This window comes from Huaxiibacter chinensis, from assembly GCF_022171985.1.
Classification (GTDB): domain Bacteria; phylum Pseudomonadota; class Gammaproteobacteria; order Enterobacterales; family Enterobacteriaceae; genus Enterobacter; species Enterobacter chinensis_A.
Map to the genome: position 1 here is coordinate 316,124 of NZ_JAJVHF010000003.1, position 17,300 is coordinate 333,423.

Genomic DNA, 17,300 nt, shown 5'->3' on the forward strand with positions numbered 1-17,300 from the left:
TAGCATGCCACTATTTATCTAATGTCAGCAGGGGAGAGAACATGACGCAGCCCTTAACCGGAAAACAAATTCTGATCGTTGAAGACGAGCCCGTTTTCCGCTCGCTGCTGGAATCGTGGTTATCTTCTTTAGGGGCCACCACCGTTCTTGCTAACGATGGCGTGGATGCCCTGGAGAAAATGACGCGCATTACCCCGGATTTAATGATTTGCGATCTGGCGATGCCACGTATGGATGGCCTAAAGCTGGTTGAGCATTTACGCAATGAGGGTAACCAGACGCCCATACTGGTGATCTCAGCGACGGATAATATGGCTGACATTGCAAAAGCCCTGCGCCTGGGGGTGCAGGATGTGCTGCTCAAACCCGTAAAAGATTTAAACCGACTGCGTGAAACGGTGCTCGCCTGCCTTTATCCCAACATGTTTAATTCCCGTGTTGAGGAAGAAGAGCGCCTTTTCCAGGACTGGGATGCCCTGGTCAGCAATCCTAATGCAGCTTCCAAGCTCTTGCAGGAACTCCAGCCGCCGGTTCAGCAAAATATCTCACATTGTCGGGTCAATTATCGTCAGCTGGTTGCTGCCGATCAGCACGGTCTGGTGCTTGATATTGCACCGTTATCGGATAACGACCTCGCTTTCTATTGTCTTGATGTCACCCGAGCTGGCGATAATGGCGTGTTGGCCGCCTTATTATTACGCGCATTATTTAACGGTTTACTTCAGGAACAGCTGTCACATCAGGGCCAGCGGCTTCCGGAATTGGGTGCGCTGCTCAAACAGGTGAACCACCTTTTCCGCCAGGCCAATTTACCCGGGCAATTCCCGCTGCTGGTTGGTTATTACCACAGCGGCTTAAAAAATCTTATCCTGGTCTCCGCGGGTCTTAACGCAACGCTTAATACCGGCGAGCATCATATTCAGGTAAGCAACGGCGTTCCCCTGGGGACGTTAGGAACAACCTATCTGAATCAAATAAGTCACCGCTGCGCTTCCTGGCAATGCCAAATTTGGGGAACAGGCGGGCGTTTACGCTTAATGTTGTCCACAGAATAAGCAGTTGAGTTTTATTCACCAGATAGCTTTACCGCCGTTTTATCGGCAGTGCTACTATCGGTGCCAGATGATACGTATTTGTCCTAATTAATCGGTAACGCACCCTTTTCAGACCCGGTTTACAAGAAGTGGCTGATATACTCAATGCGTTATTCATTGCATAAAGTTCATAAATTGAACAGTTCAGGAGATTTCAATGGCTGCCCTAAATTCGAAAGTCACAAAGGCCGTTATCCCGGTAGCGGGATTAGGAACGAGGATGCTACCGGCCACCAAGGCAATTCCGAAAGAAATGTTGCCTTTGGTTGATAAGCCATTAATCCAGTATGTTGTAAACGAGTGTATTGCCGCGGGCATTACCGAAATTGTGCTGGTAACGCATTCCTCTAAAAACTCTATCGAAAACCATTTCGATACCAGTTTTGAACTGGAAGCGATGCTGGAAAAACGCGTTAAGCGTCAGCTGTTAGAAGAAGTTCAGTCTATTTGCCCACCACACGTCACCATCATGCAGGTTCGTCAGGGCCTGGCAAAAGGTTTAGGGCATGCGGTATTGTGCGCACATCCTGTTGTGGGCGATGAGCCGGTCGCGGTTATTCTGCCAGACGTTATTCTGGATGAATTCGAATCCGATCTTTCTCAGGATAACCTGGCAGAGATGATTAAACGTTTCGATGAGACCGGCAGCAGCCAGATTATGGTTGAGCCAGTGGAAGATGTGACGGCATACGGCGTCGTAGACTGCAAGGGCGTACCTTTGGCGCCAGGCGAGAGCGTACCGATGGTAGGCGTCGTAGAGAAGCCTAAAGCGGACGTAGCGCCGTCTAACCTCGCCGTGGTAGGGCGCTACGTGTTGAGCGCAGAGATTTGGCCACTGCTGGCGAAAACGCCTCCAGGAGCCGGTGATGAAATCCAGCTTACCGACGGTATTGATATGCTGATCGAGAAAGAAACCGTTGAGGCTTACCACATGAAAGGTAAAAGCCATGACTGCGGCAATAAACTCGGCTATATGCAGGCATTCGTTGAATACGGTATTCGTCACAACACGCTGGGTGAAGAATTTAAAGCATGGCTGAAGCAGGCCATGGGTATTAAAAACTAATCTCATTTTCAAGCGATATCAAACCGGTGACTGCATTGCATCACCGGTTTTTTTACGTCTGGCCTTTAGCAAAAGATGCGCTGATAAAACGTAAAGAAACGGGTATGGACGTTTGTAGGTATATGAAGAGGTGTAAGCAGATATCACTGAATAACGTTCAGACATAAAAAATCCCGCCGTAGCGGGATTTTTTGAAGGCAGGGGGATTAATCCTTGATCAGGAAATCATCCAGCTGTTTGCCTTGCTCATCCATTGCTTTTTTGATTACTGCTGGAGTACGACCCTGACCCGTCCAGGTTTTGGTCTCACCATTTTCATCAACATAGCTATATTTAGCCGGACGAGCAGCGCGTTTTGCTTTAGTGCTCGTTTTAGCCGCAGCCATGCTGTTCAGTAATTCGTTAGGATCGATACCATCTGCGATCAGCATTTCGCGATATTGCTGCAGTTTACGCGTACGTTCTTCGATTTCAGCCGCAGCTGCGCTTTCTTCTTCACGACGTTCGTTCACTACAACTTCTAATTTTTCCAGCATCTCCTCAAGAGTTTCGAGGGTACATTCTCTTGCCTGGGCACGAAGAGTACGGATGTTGTTCAGAATTTTAAGTGCTTCGCTCATTGTAGTAATCTCAAACTTATATTGGGTTGGGTTTGTTGTCCTAATAATAGAGTGATAAATTGATATGTGCAATAGGGAGGAATGTAAGGAATTCAAAAAATGGTTAATATATGTCGCTATTATTAATTACGCTAACTTAAATTCCATCCTCTCCGTCCACAGCTGTTATCAACACGTCAAAGGTAATCTCAAAGTGCTGAGGTATGTTTTTTGTGACACATTGTGCGCTAATTATAGTTTCCCCGGATAAATATCAACCTTTTGTATTACTGCGAATCGAAGCCGAAGTAGCACAAAATAGTTAATAAAATCTGGCTTTTAAAGCCCAGTGATTAGGCTATTAACCCTTCCGGGTATGCGGCGATTAACGTTCCAATAGAGCTGACTTTATTCAGCTTTAACGTATGTTTTAAATCAGAATTTCCCTGCGACTAGCGCTTCAGAAAACGCCACAGCTCCCGCCAGACGTGCTGTGTGTCGCTGAAAGCAGGGTAATTTATGGTACAATCATTCATCGGGAATATTACTCATTGATTAGGGTTTGACGGCCAATGGCACAACTTTATTTCTACTATTCTGCAATGAATGCAGGGAAGTCCACCGCGCTACTGCAATCCTCCTATAACTATCAGGAGAGAGGGATGCGGGCCATCGTTTACACTGCTGAAATCGACAACCGATTCGGGGCAGGTAAGGTCAGTTCCCGAATCGGGTTATCCTCTCCGGCGAAACTCTTCAATCCCCAAACAGATCTGTTTGAAGAAATTCGCGCCGAGAGCGCTTCCAGGCCCGCGCATTGCGTTCTGGTGGATGAAAGCCAGTTTTTGACGCGTGAACAGGTCTATGCGCTTTCTGAGGTGGTAGACAAGCTGGATATTCCCGTGTTGTGTTATGGCTTGCGTACTGATTTCAGGGGCGAGCTTTTTGTTGGCAGCCAGTATTTACTCTCCTGGGCGGATAAGCTTGTCGAATTAAAAACAATCTGCTTCTGCGGTCGTAAAGCAAGCATGGTGCTGCGTCTCGATCAGGAAGGAAAACCATTTGCGGAAGGGGAGCAGGTCGTTATTGGTGGCAATGAGCGCTATGTATCGGTTTGCCGTAAACACTATAAAGAAGCGCTGGCGGTAGGCTCATTACCGGCAATCCAGGAAAAGCGAAATCAATAAGAGGGCGTTACGCGCTCACATCAACGGCCAGTTATGACAGGCATAAAAAAACCCGCTTCGAGAAGCGGGTTTTTTATTCACTCACTATTAAGCGTTTTTCTTCGCTTTTTTGTCAGCTTTGACAGGTAATTCAGCTTTCACCGCTACCGTGTCGTTTTCGGTAAATTCACGGCCGTAGTACGTATCCAGCAGAATCTGTTTCAGCTCGGAGATCAGTGGGTAACGTGGGTTAGCACCGGTACACTGGTCATCGAAGGCATCTTCAGACAGTTTGTCTACGTGCGCCAGGAAGTCAGCTTCCTGAACACCCGCTTCGCGGATGGATTTAGGAATACCCAGCTCAGCTTTGATGCTGTCCAGCCATGCCAGCAGTTTCTCAATCTTCGCGGCAGTACGGTCACCCGGTGCGCTCAGACCCAGATGGTCGGCGATTTCGGCATAACGACGGCGCGCCTGTGGACGGTCATACTGGCTGAATGCGGTCTGCTTGGTTGGGTTATCGTTCGCGTTGTAACGGATAACGTTTGAAATCAGCAGGGCGTTCGCCAAACCGTGAGGAATGTGGAACTGTGAACCCAGTTTATGAGCCATTGAGTGGCAAACACCCAGGAAGGCGTTAGCAAACGCGATACCGGCGATGGTTGCTGCACTGTGAACACGCTCACGGGCTACCGGGTTTTTAGACCCTTCGTTATAAGAGGCTGGCAGGTTTTCCTTCAGCAATTTCAGAGCCTGCAGCGCCTGACCATCGGAGAACTCGGATGCCAGTACGGAAACGTAAGCTTCCAGGGCGTGAGTCACCGCATCCAGACCACCGAATGCACAGAGTGATTTCGGCATATCCATCACCAGGTTGGCATCAACAATCGCCATGTCTGGGGTCAGCGCATAGTCAGCCAGTGGGTATTTCTGGCCGGTAGCGTCATCAGTAACAACCGCAAACGGGGTCACTTCAGAACCTGTACCGGAGGTAGTCGTCACCGCGATCATTTTCGCTTTTACGCCCATTTTCGGGAACTTGTAGATACGTTTACGGATATCCATAAAGCGCAGCGCCAGTTCTTCGAAGTGGGTTTCTGGGTGTTCGTACATCACCCACATGATTTTCGCGGCGTCCATTGGGGAACCACCGCCCAGTGCGATAATCACATCTGGTTTGAAGGAGTTTGCCAGCTCGGCACCTTTGCGTACCACGCTCAGGGTTGGATCCGCTTCAACTTCAAAGAAAACTTCGGTTTCAACACCTGACGCTTTCAGCACAGAGGTGATCTGGTCTGCGTAGCCGTTATTGAACAGGAAACGGTCAGTCACGATGAGCGCACGTTTGTGGCCATCAGTAATCACTTCATCCAGCGCAATTGGCAGGGAGCCACGGCGGAAGTAGATAGATTTCGGAAGTTTATGCCACAACATGTTTTCAGCTCGCTTAGCAACGGTTTTCTTGTTGATCAGGTGCTTAGGACCAACGTTCTCAGAGATGGAGTTACCACCCCATGAACCACAACCCAGAGTAAGGGAAGGCGCGAGTTTAAAGTTGTACAGGTCACCGATACCACCCTGAGAAGCAGGGGTGTTAATCAGGATACGTGCGGTTTTCATCATCTGACCGAAGTGCGCCACGCGCTCTGGCTGGTTGTCCTGGTCAGTGTACAGGCAAGAGGTGTGACCGATACCGCCCATGGCAACCAGTTTTTCTGCTTTAACCACTGCATCTTCAAAGTCTTTCGCACGGTACATGGCAAGGGTAGGGGACAGTTTTTCGTGAGCGAATGGCTCGCTTTCGTCCACTACGGTGACTTCACCGATCAGAATCTTGGTGGTTGCAGGCACCGTGAAGCCAGCAAGCTCAGCAATTTTGTAGGCTGGCTGACCTACGATTGCGGCGTTCAGTGCGCCATTTTTCAGGATGATGTCCTGAACAGCTTTCAACTCTTTGCCCTGCAGCATATAGCCGCCATGGCTTTCAAAACGCTGACGGACGGCATCATAAACGGAATCAACCACAACAACGGACTGTTCCGACGCACAGATTACGCCGTTGTCGAAGGTTTTGGACATCAGTACGGAGGCCACAGCGCGTTTGATATCCGCCGTTTCGTCGATGACAACAGGGGTGTTACCTGCGCCAACGCCGATAGCAGGTTTACCTGAGCTGTATGCAGCTTTAACCATGCCAGGACCACCGGTCGCCAGGATAAGGTTAATGTCCGGGTGATGCATCAGCGCGTTAGACAGTTCAACAGAGGGTTGATCAATCCAGCCGATCAAATCTTTAGGTGCGCCCGCAGCGATGGCAGCCTGCAGAACGATATCAGCAGCTTTGTTGGTTGCATCTTTTGCACGTGGGTGCGGGGAGAAAATAATTGCGTTACGGGTCTTCAGGCTGATCAGTGATTTGAAGATAGCGGTAGAGGTTGGGTTAGTGGTTGGGACGATACCACAGATAATACCGATAGGTTCAGCGATGGTGATGGTGCCGAAAGTGTGATCTTCTGACAGCACGCCACAGGTTTTCTCATCTTTATAGGCGTTGTAGATATACTCTGAAGCGAAGTGGTTTTTAATCACTTTATCTTCAATGATACCCATGCCGGATTCGGCAACGGCCATTTTAGCGAGAGGGATTCGAGCATCTGCGGCAGCCAGAGCGGCAGCGCGGAAGATTTTATCAACCTGTTCTTGGGTGAAGTTGGCGTATTCACGCTGGGCTTTTTTAACGCGCTCGACGAGGGCGTTCAGTTCAGCGATATTAGTAACAGCCATAATGCTCTCCTGATAATGTTTAAACTCTTTTAGTAAACCAGCGTTCAATACGACCACAGTATAGTCAAGCAGGCTGCCCTTGCGTAAGACCTACTAAAACAAAGGGTTACTGTATGTTGCTGTACACTCATTTACTAAAAGAGCCTTACCTTAGCATCATCCCTTTTAGACTCCTGAACTCCCTTCCGGTGTCATCAAGATTACTCACTTCTGAGTACGGAAAACATGATCTGTGTCAATTTTCCCCTAAGCTGATACCTTTCAGCAGGGTTATTTTCACCGTTAAACGCAAGTGTAAATTAATTACCCAAGTTAAGGTGATTTAGCATGCAATCATTCTACAAATGATTAACACATTAAGTTCGTCGCGATGAGCCACAGATTTCTGGTGAAGTATGCTGATAAAAAGCGTATCTTCAGCGCGAATTTACCCCTTTTTATGCTGAACGGGCCTTGTTAATTTTCGGAGCTAACTGTGACCCCATTGCTCTTTGATTTTTCTACTTATTTCAAATTCTTTATCGGTTTGTTCGCGCTGGTTAACCCGGTCGGGATTATCCCCGTTTTCATTAGTATGACCAGTTACCAGACGGCAGTGGCCCGAAATAAAACGAACCTGACCGCTAACCTTTCAATGGCAATTATTCTGCTGACTTCGCTCTATCTGGGTGATTCGATTCTGCAAATCTTTGGCATCTCCATCGATTCGTTCCGCATCGCGGGCGGGATTCTGGTGGTGACCATTGCTATGTCGATGATCAGCGGCAAGCTCGGGGAAGACAAACAGAACAAGCAGGAAAAGTCAGAAACCGCAGTGCGCGAAAGCATTGGTGTTGTACCGCTGGCCTTACCCCTTATGGCGGGACCCGGCGCAATCAGTTCTACTATTGTCTGGGGAACGCGTTATCACAGTCTGATGCATCTGCTCGGCTTTTCCGTCGCTATCGTGCTGTTTGCGTTGTGCTGTTGGGGACTATTCCGCATCGCGCCATGGCTTGTACGTCTGTTAGGCCAGACAGGCATTAACGTTATAACCCGTATTATGGGGCTGTTGCTGATGGCCCTGGGTATCGAATTTATTGTCACCGGGCTGAAAAGCATTTTTCCTGGCTTGCTGAGTTAAGCCTTCATCTGAAAGCGCGGAGCGCAATGCTCCGCCTGAAGACGTTATTATTAGCAAATCATATAAATAAAGTTGAAAACATCACAAGACATAATAAAATCTGCTGAATTCATTATTTGAATGAATATCAATCGTTTAAAGAGAGCGCTAATTCCCGCCTGAACACATTTCGTGCAATCGCACTGTTATTTTACTCACACGATACTCTGGGGCTTGCCGTCAGATAACCGAAATGTTATTAGTAATTTCAACATTCCCCCAGATGAATGTGCTAAATAATAATCGAATGTTAATTTTTTGTACAAAAACCAACCGATGATAGCGCAGTGACGCGCTGACATAGATGTTTCTCTCTATCACATTGAATAACTGAGCGTTTGCCAGATGTTCAATGGCTGGCAGGGCTGCCCTCACCGAAACGGTGTTCACCGTAAAAGAGAATTGCTTAACAAATTTGCAAAATGTATTGGCGCGAAATTAAGCCATTTGGTACTTTCCGGCCTTATATTTTCAGGATTAACCATTTAGATGAGAATCCTTTTCATTTGGGATTTTCATTCATACAGGACAGGACGCACCTCTGACAGGGGGAGGCGTAAAGAATCGACGCAAGGTGACCGAACGAGTCGCCGGTAATATAAAGTCGGTGATAGCAAGCAGTAAAAGAGCCTGACAGCAGCATAAACTCCTACGTTGTCAGGAACCCCAAAGGGGAATTAAACAGGCTGGTAAAAACCAGTAATTATAATGAGTGGAGTACCAACACAATGTCCATCATCACAAAAAAAAATCTGATAGCGGCGGGAATTTTCACTGCGCTAATCGCGGGTAACGTCGCAATGGCTGCTGACGTTCCTGCGGGTGTTCAGCTGGCGGAGAAGCAAACGCTGGTACGTAATAACGGTGCAGAGGTTCAGTCTCTGGATCCGCACAAAATTGAAGGTGTTCCTGAATCAAACGTTAACCGCGATCTGTTCGAAGGTCTGCTGGTTACTGATGTCGACGGACATCCAGCGCCTGGTGTCGCTGAGAAGTGGGAAAATAAAGATTTTAAAGTCTGGACTTTCCATTTACGTAAAGACGCGAAATGGTCCGATGGTTCTCCGGTCACCGCGCAAGATTTCGTTTATAGCTGGCAGCGTCTGGCGAACCCTAATACCGCTTCGCCGTATGCAAGCTATCTGCAATATGGTCACATTGCCAATATCGATGACATCATCACTGGCAAAAAACCCGTTACCGATCTGGGCGTAAAAGCGATCGACGATAATACATTCGAAGTGACGCTGAGCGAGCCAGTACCGTATTTCTATAAACTGCTGGTCCACCCATCCGTTTCTCCGGTACCTAAAGCGGCCGTTGAGAAATTTGGCGATAAATGGACCCAGCCGGCCAATATCGTGACCAACGGTGCTTATAAACTGAAAGCCTGGGTGGTAAACGAACGTATGGATCTGGAGCGTAATACCCAGTATTGGGACAACGCGAAGACCGTAATTAACCAGGTCACCTATCTGCCAATCTCCTCAGAAGTGACGGACGTAAACCGCTACCGCAGCGGTGAAATCGACATGACCTATAACAACATGCCGATTGAATTGTTCCAGAAACTGAAAAAAGAGATCCCGGCTGAAGTTCACGTCGATCCGTATCTCTGTACTTACTATTACGAAATCAACAACCAGAAAGCGCCGTTTACCGATGTCCGCGTACGTACCGCGCTTAAACTGGCTCTGGATCGCGATATCATCGTGAACAAGGTCAAGAATCAGGGTGACCTGCCAGCATACAGCTACACGCCTCCCTATACTGATGGTGCAAAACTGACCGAACCAGAGTGGTTCAAATGGTCACAGGAAAAACGTAACGAAGAAGCGAAGAAACTGCTGGCAGAAGCGGGCTATACCGCCGACAAGCCGCTGACCTTCAGCCTGCTGTACAACACGTCCGATTTGCATAAAAAACTGGCTATCGCCGTCTCGTCCATCTGGAAAAAGAACCTGGGCGTGAACGTTAAGCTGGAAAACCAGGAGTGGAAAACCTTCCTGGACAGCCGTCATCAGGGCACCTTTGACGTTGCGCGTGCGGGCTGGTGTGCGGACTATAACGAACCGACCTCCTTCCTGAACACCATGCTGAGCGACAGTTCCAACAACACCGCGCACTATAAGAGCGCTGCGTTTGACAAACTGATCGGCGATACCCTGCAAGCGTCAGACGATGCACAGCGTTCTGAGCTGTATGCAAAAGCTGAGCAACAGCTGGATAAAGATTCCGCGATCGTTCCTGTCTATTACTACGTTAACGCCCGTCTGGTTAAGCCGTGGGTGGGTGGTTATACCGGGAAAGACCCGTTGGATAATATCTACGTTAAAAACTTGTATATTATCAAGCATTAATGGCAATGAGTGGGGCGAGCTGATTCGCCCCACGGTGTCTAACCAACGTCATATTATATAGGCACACGCCAGAAGGTACGGGCAATGTTGAAATTTATCCTACGTCGCTGTCTTGAAGCGATTCCAACGCTATTTATTCTAATTACGATCTCCTTCTTCATGATGCGTCTGGCACCGGGAAGTCCTTTCACCGGTGAACGCACCTTGCCGCCAGAAGTCATGGCGAACATTGAGGCGAAGTATCATTTAAACGATCCAATCTCCACCCAGTATTTCAACTATCTGAAACAGCTGGCGCATGGCGATTTTGGACCGTCATTCAAATATAAAGACTATTCCGTCAATGACCTGGTGACATCAAGCTTCCCGGTTTCGGCTAAATTGGGTGCAGCGGCCTTTATTCTGGCGGTTGTACTGGGCGTCACCGCTGGTGTGATCGCCGCGCTTAAGCAAAATACCCGATGGGACTATTCCGTCATGGGGATAGCCATGACGGGGGTCGTCATACCCAGTTTCGTGGTCGCACCGCTTCTGGTGATGATATTTGCGATAACCCTGAAATGGCTGCCGGGAGGCGGCTGGAACGGCGGGGCGCTGAAGTTCATGATTTTGCCGATGGTGGCGCTCTCTCTGGCCTATATCGCCAGCATTGCGCGTATCACCCGTGGCTCCATGATTGAAGTGCTGCATTCCAACTTCATCCGTACGGCCCGCGCAAAAGGGCTGCCGATGCGCCGGATCATCTTCCGCCACGCGTTAAAGCCTGCACTGTTACCGGTTCTCTCCTATATGGGACCTGCTTTCGTGGGGATTATCACCGGTTCAATGGTTATTGAAACCATTTACGGTCTGCCGGGTATTGGCCAGCTGTTCGTTAATGGCGCGTTAAACCGTGACTATTCGCTGGTGCTGAGCCTGACAATCCTGGTGGGTGCGCTGACCATCCTCTTCAACGCCGTTGTTGATGTGCTGTATGCCGTCATCGACCCAAAAATTCGTTACTAAACTGGAGCACGCCATGATGTTGAGTAAGAAAAACAGCGAGGCGCTGGAAAACTTCAGTGAAAAGCTCGAAGTCGAAGGCCGCAGCCTTTGGCAGGACGCCCGGCGTCGCTTTATGCATAACCGTGCGGCGGTTGCCAGCCTGGTGGTGTTAGTGGTGATAGCGTTGTTTGTGACGCTCGCCCCCATGCTATCGCAATTCAGTTATTACGATACCGACTGGGGCATGATGTCCAGCGCGCCTGACATGGAGTCGAGCCACTACTTTGGCACAGACTCCTCGGGACGTGACCTGCTGGTGCGCGTGGCCATTGGTGGCCGTATCTCTTTGATGGTCGGGATTGCAGCGGCTTTAGTCGCGGTTATTCTTGGCACGCTGTATGGCTCTCTTTCGGGGTATCTTGGCGGCAAAGTCGACTCGGTCATGATGCGTCTGCTTGAGATCCTGAACTCCTTCCCGTTCATGTTCTTTGTCATTCTGCTGGTGACCTTCTTTGGCCAGAACATCCTGTTGATCTTCGTGGCAATCGGGATGGTCTCGTGGCTGGACATGGCGCGTATTGTGCGTGGGCAGACGCTCAGCCTGAAGCGTAAAGAATTTATTGAAGCCGCGCAGGTAGGGGGTGTGTCTACGGGGGGCATCGTCATCCGTCATATTGTGCCAAACGTACTGGGCGTGGTGGTGGTCTATGCTTCGCTGCTGGTGCCAAGCATGATCCTCTTTGAATCCTTCTTAAGCTTCCTGGGTCTTGGTACACAAGAGCCTCTGAGCAGCTGGGGAGCCTTACTGAGTGATGGCGCGAACTCAATGGAAGTTTCTCCGTGGCTGCTTCTGTTCCCGGCAGGCTTCCTGGTGGTCACCCTGTTTTGTTTCAACTTTATCGGCGATGGCCTGCGTGATGCCCTCGACCCGAAAGACCGTTAAGGAGTGCCGTCATGACGATTATTGAAACGGCAACTGCGCCGCAGACGCTACAGCACGATAAAATCCTGCTGGACGTAAAAGACCTCCGTGTTACGTTTAAAACACCTGATGGTGATGTCACCGCAGTCAACGATTTGAACTTTAACCTCCGTGCCGGTGAAACGCTCGGCATTGTAGGGGAGTCTGGGTCCGGTAAATCACAGACTGCATTTGCCCTGATGGGGTTGCTGGCGCAAAACGGCCGCATTGGCGGCTCGGCGAAATTCAACGGAAGAGAAATTCTGAATCTGCCTGAGCACGAGCTGAACAAGCTCCGCGCCGAGCAGATTTCGATGATTTTCCAGGACCCCATGACCTCTCTGAACCCGTATATGCGGGCAGGTGAGCAGTTGATGGAAGTGCTGATGCTGCATAAAGGCATGGGCAAGGCGGAAGCCTTCGAAGAGTCGGTCAAAATGCTCGACGCGGTCAAAATGCCTGAAGCACGTAAGCGTATGCGGATGTTCCCGCATGAATTCTCCGGCGGCATGCGTCAACGCGTGATGATCGCCATGGCTTTGCTGTGCAGACCGAAGTTGCTGATTGCCGATGAGCCCACGACGGCGCTGGATGTGACCGTTCAGGCGCAGATCATGACCCTGTTGAATGAACTGAAGCGTGAGTTCAACACGGCCATTATTATGATTACCCATGACCTTGGCGTCGTGGCCGGGATCTGCGATAAAGTGCTTGTGATGTATGCAGGTCGTACCATGGAATACGGCCAGGCCCGCGAGGTGTTCTATCATCCGGCGCATCCGTACTCAATTGGCCTGCTGAATGCGGTACCGCGACTGGATGCAGAAGGCGAATCGCTGCTTACTATTCCAGGCAACCCGCCAAACCTGCTGCGTTTACCAAAAGGGTGTCCTTTCCAGCCGCGTTGCCAGCATGCAATGCCCATCTGCAATACGGCTCCCCCGTTAGAAGAGTTTGCCCCAGGCCGTCTGCGCGCCTGCTTTAAGCCGCTGGAGGAGCTGGTATGAACGCCACTGACGAAAAACGAAATGTCCTGCTCGAAATCGCCGATCTGAAGGTCCATTTTGATATCAAAGACGGCAAGCAATGGTTCTGGCAGCCGCCTAAAACGCTGAAGGCCGTGGATGGCGTTACGCTGCGTCTCTACGAAGGCGAAACCCTGGGCGTGGTGGGCGAGTCCGGATGTGGCAAATCAACGTTTGCCCGCGCCATCATTGGGCTGGTCAAGGCCACCGACGGTAAAGTCGCCTGGCTGGGTAAAGACCTGCTGGGGATGAAGCCGGAGGAGTGGCGCGAAGTACGCAGCGATATCCAGATGATTTTCCAGGACCCACTGGCTTCGCTGAACCCGCGTATGACCATCGGTGAAATTATCGCTGAACCGCTTCGCACCTATCATCCAAAAATGCCGCGTCAGGAGATTCGTGACCGCGTAAAAGCGATGATGATGAAAGTGGGGCTCTTACCTAACCTGGTTAACCGCTACCCTCATGAATTCTCGGGTGGTCAGTGCCAGCGTATCGGCATCGCCCGCGCACTGATCCTGGAGCCGAAACTCATTATCTGTGATGAACCTGTTTCGGCACTGGACGTGTCTATTCAGGCGCAGGTGGTCAACCTGTTGCAGAAACTGCAACGGGAAATGGGCTTGTCACTGATCTTCATCGCGCACGATCTGGCGGTTGTTAAGCATATCTCTGATCGCGTACTGGTGATGTATCTCGGTCATGCCGTTGAGCTGGGTACCTATGATGAGGTGTATCACAATCCGCTTCATCCTTATACCAAAGCGTTGATGTCGGCAGTACCGGTACCCGATCCGGATCTGGAAAAAAACAAACAGATACAGTTGCTCGAAGGTGAACTGCCGTCACCGATTAACCCGCCATCGGGCTGCGTATTCAGGACGCGCTGCCCCATTGCAGGCCCGGAATGCGCGCAAACCCGGCCACTGCTGGAAGGCAGTTTCAAACATGCCGTTTCCTGCCTGAAAGTAGACCCGCTATAATCGCCAGGGCTGACATGATGTCAGCCCTTTTTTTTGCGAGGTTACTGTGTCGCTATCCGTCTCATTAATTCGCCGCCGGATGTATGGATTCTTGTTCGATCAGAATACGCGCACCGGAAGGCGTGTCGAAGGTCTGTGCGGACTATTTGCACTCCTGAGCGTGCTCATCATCTTTATTGAATCGGGGTTAGGCACGCAATACCACCTCACCGTCAATGAGTGGCATCTCTTTGTCTGGCTTGAACTTTTCGTGACCCTGGTTTTTACGCTGGAATATCTTCTACGGGTGTTCAGCTGGCCGGATCCTGCCCGATACGTTTTTAGCTTTTGGGGTTTTATTGATTTAGCCACCATCCTGCCGTTATTTGTCATGTGGCTGTGGCCGGAAATCAGTATTAATTATGTCTTCGCCTGGCGAGCGATGCGCGTTATTCGCGTACTCCGCGTCTTAAAATTGCTGCGTTTTATGCCGTCTTTACAGGTGTTCTGGACGGCAATTAAAAGCGCGCGTCATCAGCTCATTTTATTCTATTCGTTTATTGCGATTGTGATGATTGTGTTTGGATCGATGATGTATCTGATAGAAGGGCCGAAGTACGGTTTTACTACCTTAAACGCGTCGGTTTACTGGGCTATCGTGACCGTCACAACGGTAGGGTATGGGGACATTACGCCGCACACGCCCCTGGGCAGGATAGTGGCTTCGGTGCTGATCCTGATTGGCTATTCGGTGATTGCGATCCCCACAGGACTAATAACCTCCCATATGAGCGCCGCTTTCCAGAGCCGTGAGTCGCAGCGCAGATGTTCACAGTGCCAGCAGGCCATTCACGAACAGGATGCCCGCTACTGTCACCGCTGTGGCAGTGAACTTCAGGAATAAAAAAAGGCTGCCATCGCAGCCTTTTATATTATTCACGCCAGAGGATATGGCACAGCTTATGATCTTTCTCGCGACAGAGCAGAACGCGGGCGAAAATATCATTAATTTCGCCGCCGTCGGTATCCGCCAGGCCAATCACCACCTCGGCGAAAAAGTCCGGGTTGAGATCGTAATCAACATGCTCATTCCAGTCTTCAGACGGGTCGAACAACTCTGCGCCGCCACGCTCTTCAAATTGTAAATTGAAGAGGATAACGTCAGCGGGGTCGAGATTATCGACCGCCAGCTCAAGAAAAATGTCATAAGCCTGCTCAAGCGTTTCGTCTTCGGTCAGGCGATTGTTCAGATCCATTTCCATGATGACACCCTGTTTAACATCGTTGGGCACGTTTTACAGCAACGGACTAAAGAAGTAAAACAGACGTTCGGTAATTCGCTGCCAGAGAGGGCGTTTCATCCACAACCCGGCGTCCAGCAGGCGAGAGCGGGAGATATAATCATCCTGCACGGCCGCCAGATCGTCACCGAAGCCGGCATCGTCAATCACCAGCGTGATTTCGAAATTGAGCCACAGGCTGCGCATATCCAGATTCACCGTACCCACCAGGCTCAGTTCACCGTCGACCAGCACGCTTTTCGTATGTAAAAGCCCGCCCTCAAACTGATAAATTTTTACCCCTGCGGCGAGCAGTTCGGCGAAGAAAGCCCGGCTAGCCCAGCCGACAAGAACCGAGTCATTCTTGCGCGGCAAGATAATACTGACGTCGACACCGCGCTGGGCGGCGGTGCAGATGGCATGCAACAGATCGTCGCTCGGTACGAAATAGGGCGTCGTCATGATTAAATATTCGCGTGCCGAATAGGCAGCGGTCAGTAACGCCTGATGGATTAAATCCTCAGGGAAACCGGGCCCGGAGGCGATGGTATGAATGGTATGTCCGCTGGCTTCCTCAAACGGCATAATATTATTGTCCGGCGCCGGGGGCAGGATCCGCTTGCCGGTTTCGATCTCCCAGTCGCAGGAGTAAACAATCCCCATCGCGGTGGCGACTGGGCCTTCCATACGCGCCATCAAATCAATCCACTGACCCACGCCCGCATCCTGTTTGAAGAAGCGAGGATCGACCATGTTCATACTGCCGGTATAAGCAATGTAGTTGTCGATCATGATCATTTTACGGTGCTGACGTAAATCCATCCGGCGCAGGAAGACACGCAGAAGATTTACCTTCAGGGCCTCGACAACCTCAATGCCTGAATTACGCATCATGCCTGCCCACGGGCTGCGGAAGAAGGCGACGCTGCCGGCAGAATCCAGCATCAGACGGCAATGGACACCGCGACGTGCCGCCGCCATCAGCGACTCCGCCACCTGATCGGCCATTCCCCCTGGCTGCCAGATATAAAAGACCATCTCGATATTGTGGCGGGCCAGCTGGATGTCGCGGATAAGCGCCTGCATTACGTCTTCGGAGGTGGTGAGAAGCTGAAGCTGATTGCCTTTGACTCCGCCAATCCCCTGGCGACGCTCGCAAAGTTTAAACAGGGATGTCGCCACGCTGCTGTTTTCTTCTGCGAAGATATGCTTGCAGGATTTAAGATCGTTCAGCCATTTAGCGGTGGAAGGCCACATGGCGCGCGCGCGCTCTGCACGGCGTTTACCCAGATGCAGTTCACCCACGGAAAGATACGCAATAATCCCTACCAGCGGCAGAATATAGATAATGAGCAGCCAGGCCATTGCTGACGGCACCGCTCTGCGCTTCATCAGGATGCGGAGCGTTACCCCCGCGATGAGCAGCCAGTATCCCAGAATGACCAGCCAACTCACCACGGTGTAGAAGGTTGTCATAGTTAAAAATCCTTTTGAAAGCGTATTGTTATGAGTTTACGCGTAAGGATTCATCTGGCAAATAAAAACGACAGATAAAGCGCTGGTATGCCGCATCCAGAGGGCTATAATGGGGTTTCTGTTAAGGAAAGAGCTGTAAACATGAAGCGCAGTAGAACTGAAGTAGGGCGCTGGCGCATGTTGCGACAAATGAGCCGTCGTAAAGCACGTTGGCTGGAAGCACAATCCCGCCGCAATATGCGAATCCATGCCATCAGAAAATGTGGGCTGAGTCACCACCGTAACGCGTTGGTGTTCGCCGTCCGCGATCTCTGAAAACGTCGAGGCACCGTTAGCGGTGCCTGATTTTTTTCTGGGGTAACCCCTACCTGAACTGGCGAT

General features: G+C 50.3%; 15 protein-coding genes. 11 read left to right on the forward strand and 4 right to left on the reverse strand.

All coding sequences use genetic code 11. From position 1 onward, the window contains the following. Positions 1-41 precede the first annotated feature (41 nt). Both rssB and galU read left to right on the forward strand, forming a co-directional pair. Positions 42-1,055, forward strand: a complete 1,014-nt coding sequence (rssB, locus tag LZP96_RS10385) for a two-component system response regulator RssB (protein WP_064326355.1) — start codon at positions 42-44, stop codon at positions 1,053-1,055. A gap of 196 nt (positions 1,056-1,251) precedes the next feature. Further along, positions 1,252-2,160, forward strand: a complete 909-nt coding sequence (galU, locus tag LZP96_RS10390) for a UTP--glucose-1-phosphate uridylyltransferase GalU (protein WP_064326354.1) — start codon at positions 1,252-1,254, stop codon at positions 2,158-2,160. Positions 2,161-2,366: 206 nt separating this feature from the next. Here the strand turns inward: galU and hns are convergent, their stop codons facing one another. After that, positions 2,367-2,780 carry a histone-like nucleoid-structuring protein H-NS gene (gene hns, locus LZP96_RS10395; protein ID WP_064326353.1) on the reverse strand — a complete coding sequence of 138 codons (414 nt, stop codon included), beginning with the start codon at positions 2,778-2,780 and terminating at the stop codon, positions 2,367-2,369. A 551-nt stretch (positions 2,781-3,331) separates the two neighbouring features. On the opposite strand from hns, the gene tdk reads away from it, so the two are divergent. Further along, positions 3,332-3,946 (forward strand): thymidine kinase, encoded by a 615-nt coding sequence (tdk, locus tag LZP96_RS10400; RefSeq protein ID WP_064326352.1) that lies wholly within the window; start codon positions 3,332-3,334, stop codon positions 3,944-3,946. A gap of 87 nt (positions 3,947-4,033) precedes the next feature. Here the strand turns inward: tdk and adhE are convergent, their stop codons facing one another. After that, positions 4,034-6,709, reverse strand: coding sequence for a bifunctional acetaldehyde-CoA/alcohol dehydrogenase (gene adhE, locus LZP96_RS10405; protein WP_064326351.1), 2,676 nt, complete (start codon positions 6,707-6,709; stop codon positions 4,034-4,036). A 475-nt stretch (positions 6,710-7,184) separates the two neighbouring features. Here adhE and LZP96_RS10410 point away from each other — a divergent pair, with 475 nt between their 5' ends. The 7 genes from LZP96_RS10410 to LZP96_RS10440 all read left to right on the forward strand — a co-directional run bounded on the left by LZP96_RS10410 (position 7,185) and on the right by LZP96_RS10440 (position 15,067). Continuing rightward, positions 7,185-7,832: a YchE family NAAT transporter gene (locus tag LZP96_RS10410; protein ID WP_258925935.1), complete on the forward strand. Its 648-nt coding sequence runs from the start codon at positions 7,185-7,187 to the stop codon at positions 7,830-7,832. Positions 7,833-8,599: 767 nt separating this feature from the next. Continuing rightward, positions 8,600-10,231 (forward strand): oligopeptide ABC transporter substrate-binding protein OppA, encoded by a 1,632-nt coding sequence (gene oppA / locus LZP96_RS10415; protein ID WP_064326349.1) that lies wholly within the window; start codon positions 8,600-8,602, stop codon positions 10,229-10,231. 84 nt (positions 10,232-10,315) lie between these two features. Then, on the forward strand, positions 10,316-11,236 hold the full coding sequence (gene oppB, locus LZP96_RS10420; RefSeq protein ID WP_258925936.1) for an oligopeptide ABC transporter permease OppB: 921 nt from the start codon (positions 10,316-10,318) through the stop codon (positions 11,234-11,236). Positions 11,237-11,249: 13 nt separating this feature from the next. After that, positions 11,250-12,158, forward strand: a complete 909-nt coding sequence (gene oppC, locus LZP96_RS10425; RefSeq protein ID WP_064326347.1) for an oligopeptide ABC transporter permease OppC — start codon at positions 11,250-11,252, stop codon at positions 12,156-12,158. Between the two features lie 11 nt (positions 12,159-12,169). Further along, positions 12,170-13,183, forward strand: a complete 1,014-nt coding sequence (locus tag LZP96_RS10430; RefSeq protein ID WP_064326346.1) for an ABC transporter ATP-binding protein — start codon at positions 12,170-12,172, stop codon at positions 13,181-13,183. Further along, positions 13,180-14,184 carry a murein tripeptide/oligopeptide ABC transporter ATP binding protein OppF gene (gene oppF / locus LZP96_RS10435; protein ID WP_258925937.1) on the forward strand — a complete coding sequence of 335 codons (1,005 nt, stop codon included), beginning with the start codon at positions 13,180-13,182 and terminating at the stop codon, positions 14,182-14,184. The genes LZP96_RS10430 and oppF overlap by 4 nt, the downstream gene beginning before the upstream one ends. Positions 14,185-14,230: 46 nt before the next feature. Continuing rightward, positions 14,231-15,067, forward strand: coding sequence for an ion transporter (locus LZP96_RS10440; protein WP_064326344.1), 837 nt, complete (start codon positions 14,231-14,233; stop codon positions 15,065-15,067). A gap of 28 nt (positions 15,068-15,095) precedes the next feature. On the opposite strand, the gene LZP96_RS10445 is transcribed toward LZP96_RS10440, so the two are convergent. Both LZP96_RS10445 and cls read right to left on the reverse strand, forming a co-directional pair. Beyond that, positions 15,096-15,425 carry an HI1450 family dsDNA-mimic protein gene (locus LZP96_RS10445; protein WP_064326343.1) on the reverse strand — a complete coding sequence of 110 codons (330 nt, stop codon included), beginning with the start codon at positions 15,423-15,425 and terminating at the stop codon, positions 15,096-15,098. Positions 15,426-15,458: 33 nt separating this feature from the next. Next, complete coding sequence (gene cls / locus LZP96_RS10450) at positions 15,459-16,919, reverse strand: cardiolipin synthase (protein WP_258925939.1); 1,461 nt, start codon at positions 16,917-16,919, stop codon at positions 15,459-15,461. Between the two features lie 141 nt (positions 16,920-17,060). On the opposite strand from cls, the gene LZP96_RS10455 reads away from it, so the two are divergent. Further along, positions 17,061-17,234 (forward strand): YciY family protein, encoded by a 174-nt coding sequence (locus LZP96_RS10455; RefSeq protein WP_087892605.1) that lies wholly within the window; start codon positions 17,061-17,063, stop codon positions 17,232-17,234. The last annotated feature ends 66 nt before the right edge of the window (positions 17,235-17,300 follow it).

What these genes read in the sequence shown, in the direction of transcription:
- rssB (WP_064326355.1), top strand. Translation starts at nt 42, where the DNA reads ATGACGCAGCCCTTAACCGGAAAACAAATTCTGATCGTTGAAGACGAG.
- galU (WP_064326354.1), top strand. Translation starts at nt 1,252, where the DNA reads ATGGCTGCCCTAAATTCGAAAGTCACAAAGGCCGTTATCCCGGTAGCG.
- hns (WP_064326353.1), bottom strand. Translation starts at nt 2,780, where the DNA reads ATGAGCGAAGCACTTAAAATTCTGAACAACATCCGTACTCTTCGTGCC.
- tdk (WP_064326352.1), top strand. Translation starts at nt 3,332, where the DNA reads ATGGCACAACTTTATTTCTACTATTCTGCAATGAATGCAGGGAAGTCC.
- adhE (WP_064326351.1), bottom strand. Translation starts at nt 6,709, where the DNA reads ATGGCTGTTACTAATATCGCTGAACTGAACGCCCTCGTCGAGCGCGTT.
- oppA (WP_064326349.1), top strand. Translation starts at nt 8,600, where the DNA reads ATGTCCATCATCACAAAAAAAAATCTGATAGCGGCGGGAATTTTCACT.
- oppB (WP_258925936.1), top strand. Translation starts at nt 10,316, where the DNA reads ATGTTGAAATTTATCCTACGTCGCTGTCTTGAAGCGATTCCAACGCTA.
- oppC (WP_064326347.1), top strand. Translation starts at nt 11,250, where the DNA reads ATGATGTTGAGTAAGAAAAACAGCGAGGCGCTGGAAAACTTCAGTGAA.
- LZP96_RS10430 (WP_064326346.1), top strand. Translation starts at nt 12,170, where the DNA reads ATGACGATTATTGAAACGGCAACTGCGCCGCAGACGCTACAGCACGAT.
- oppF (WP_258925937.1), top strand. Translation starts at nt 13,180, where the DNA reads ATGAACGCCACTGACGAAAAACGAAATGTCCTGCTCGAAATCGCCGAT.
- LZP96_RS10445 (WP_064326343.1), bottom strand. Translation starts at nt 15,425, where the DNA reads ATGGAAATGGATCTGAACAATCGCCTGACCGAAGACGAAACGCTTGAG.
- cls (WP_258925939.1), bottom strand. Translation starts at nt 16,919, where the DNA reads ATGACAACCTTCTACACCGTGGTGAGTTGGCTGGTCATTCTGGGATAC.
- LZP96_RS10455 (WP_087892605.1), top strand. Translation starts at nt 17,061, where the DNA reads ATGAAGCGCAGTAGAACTGAAGTAGGGCGCTGGCGCATGTTGCGACAA.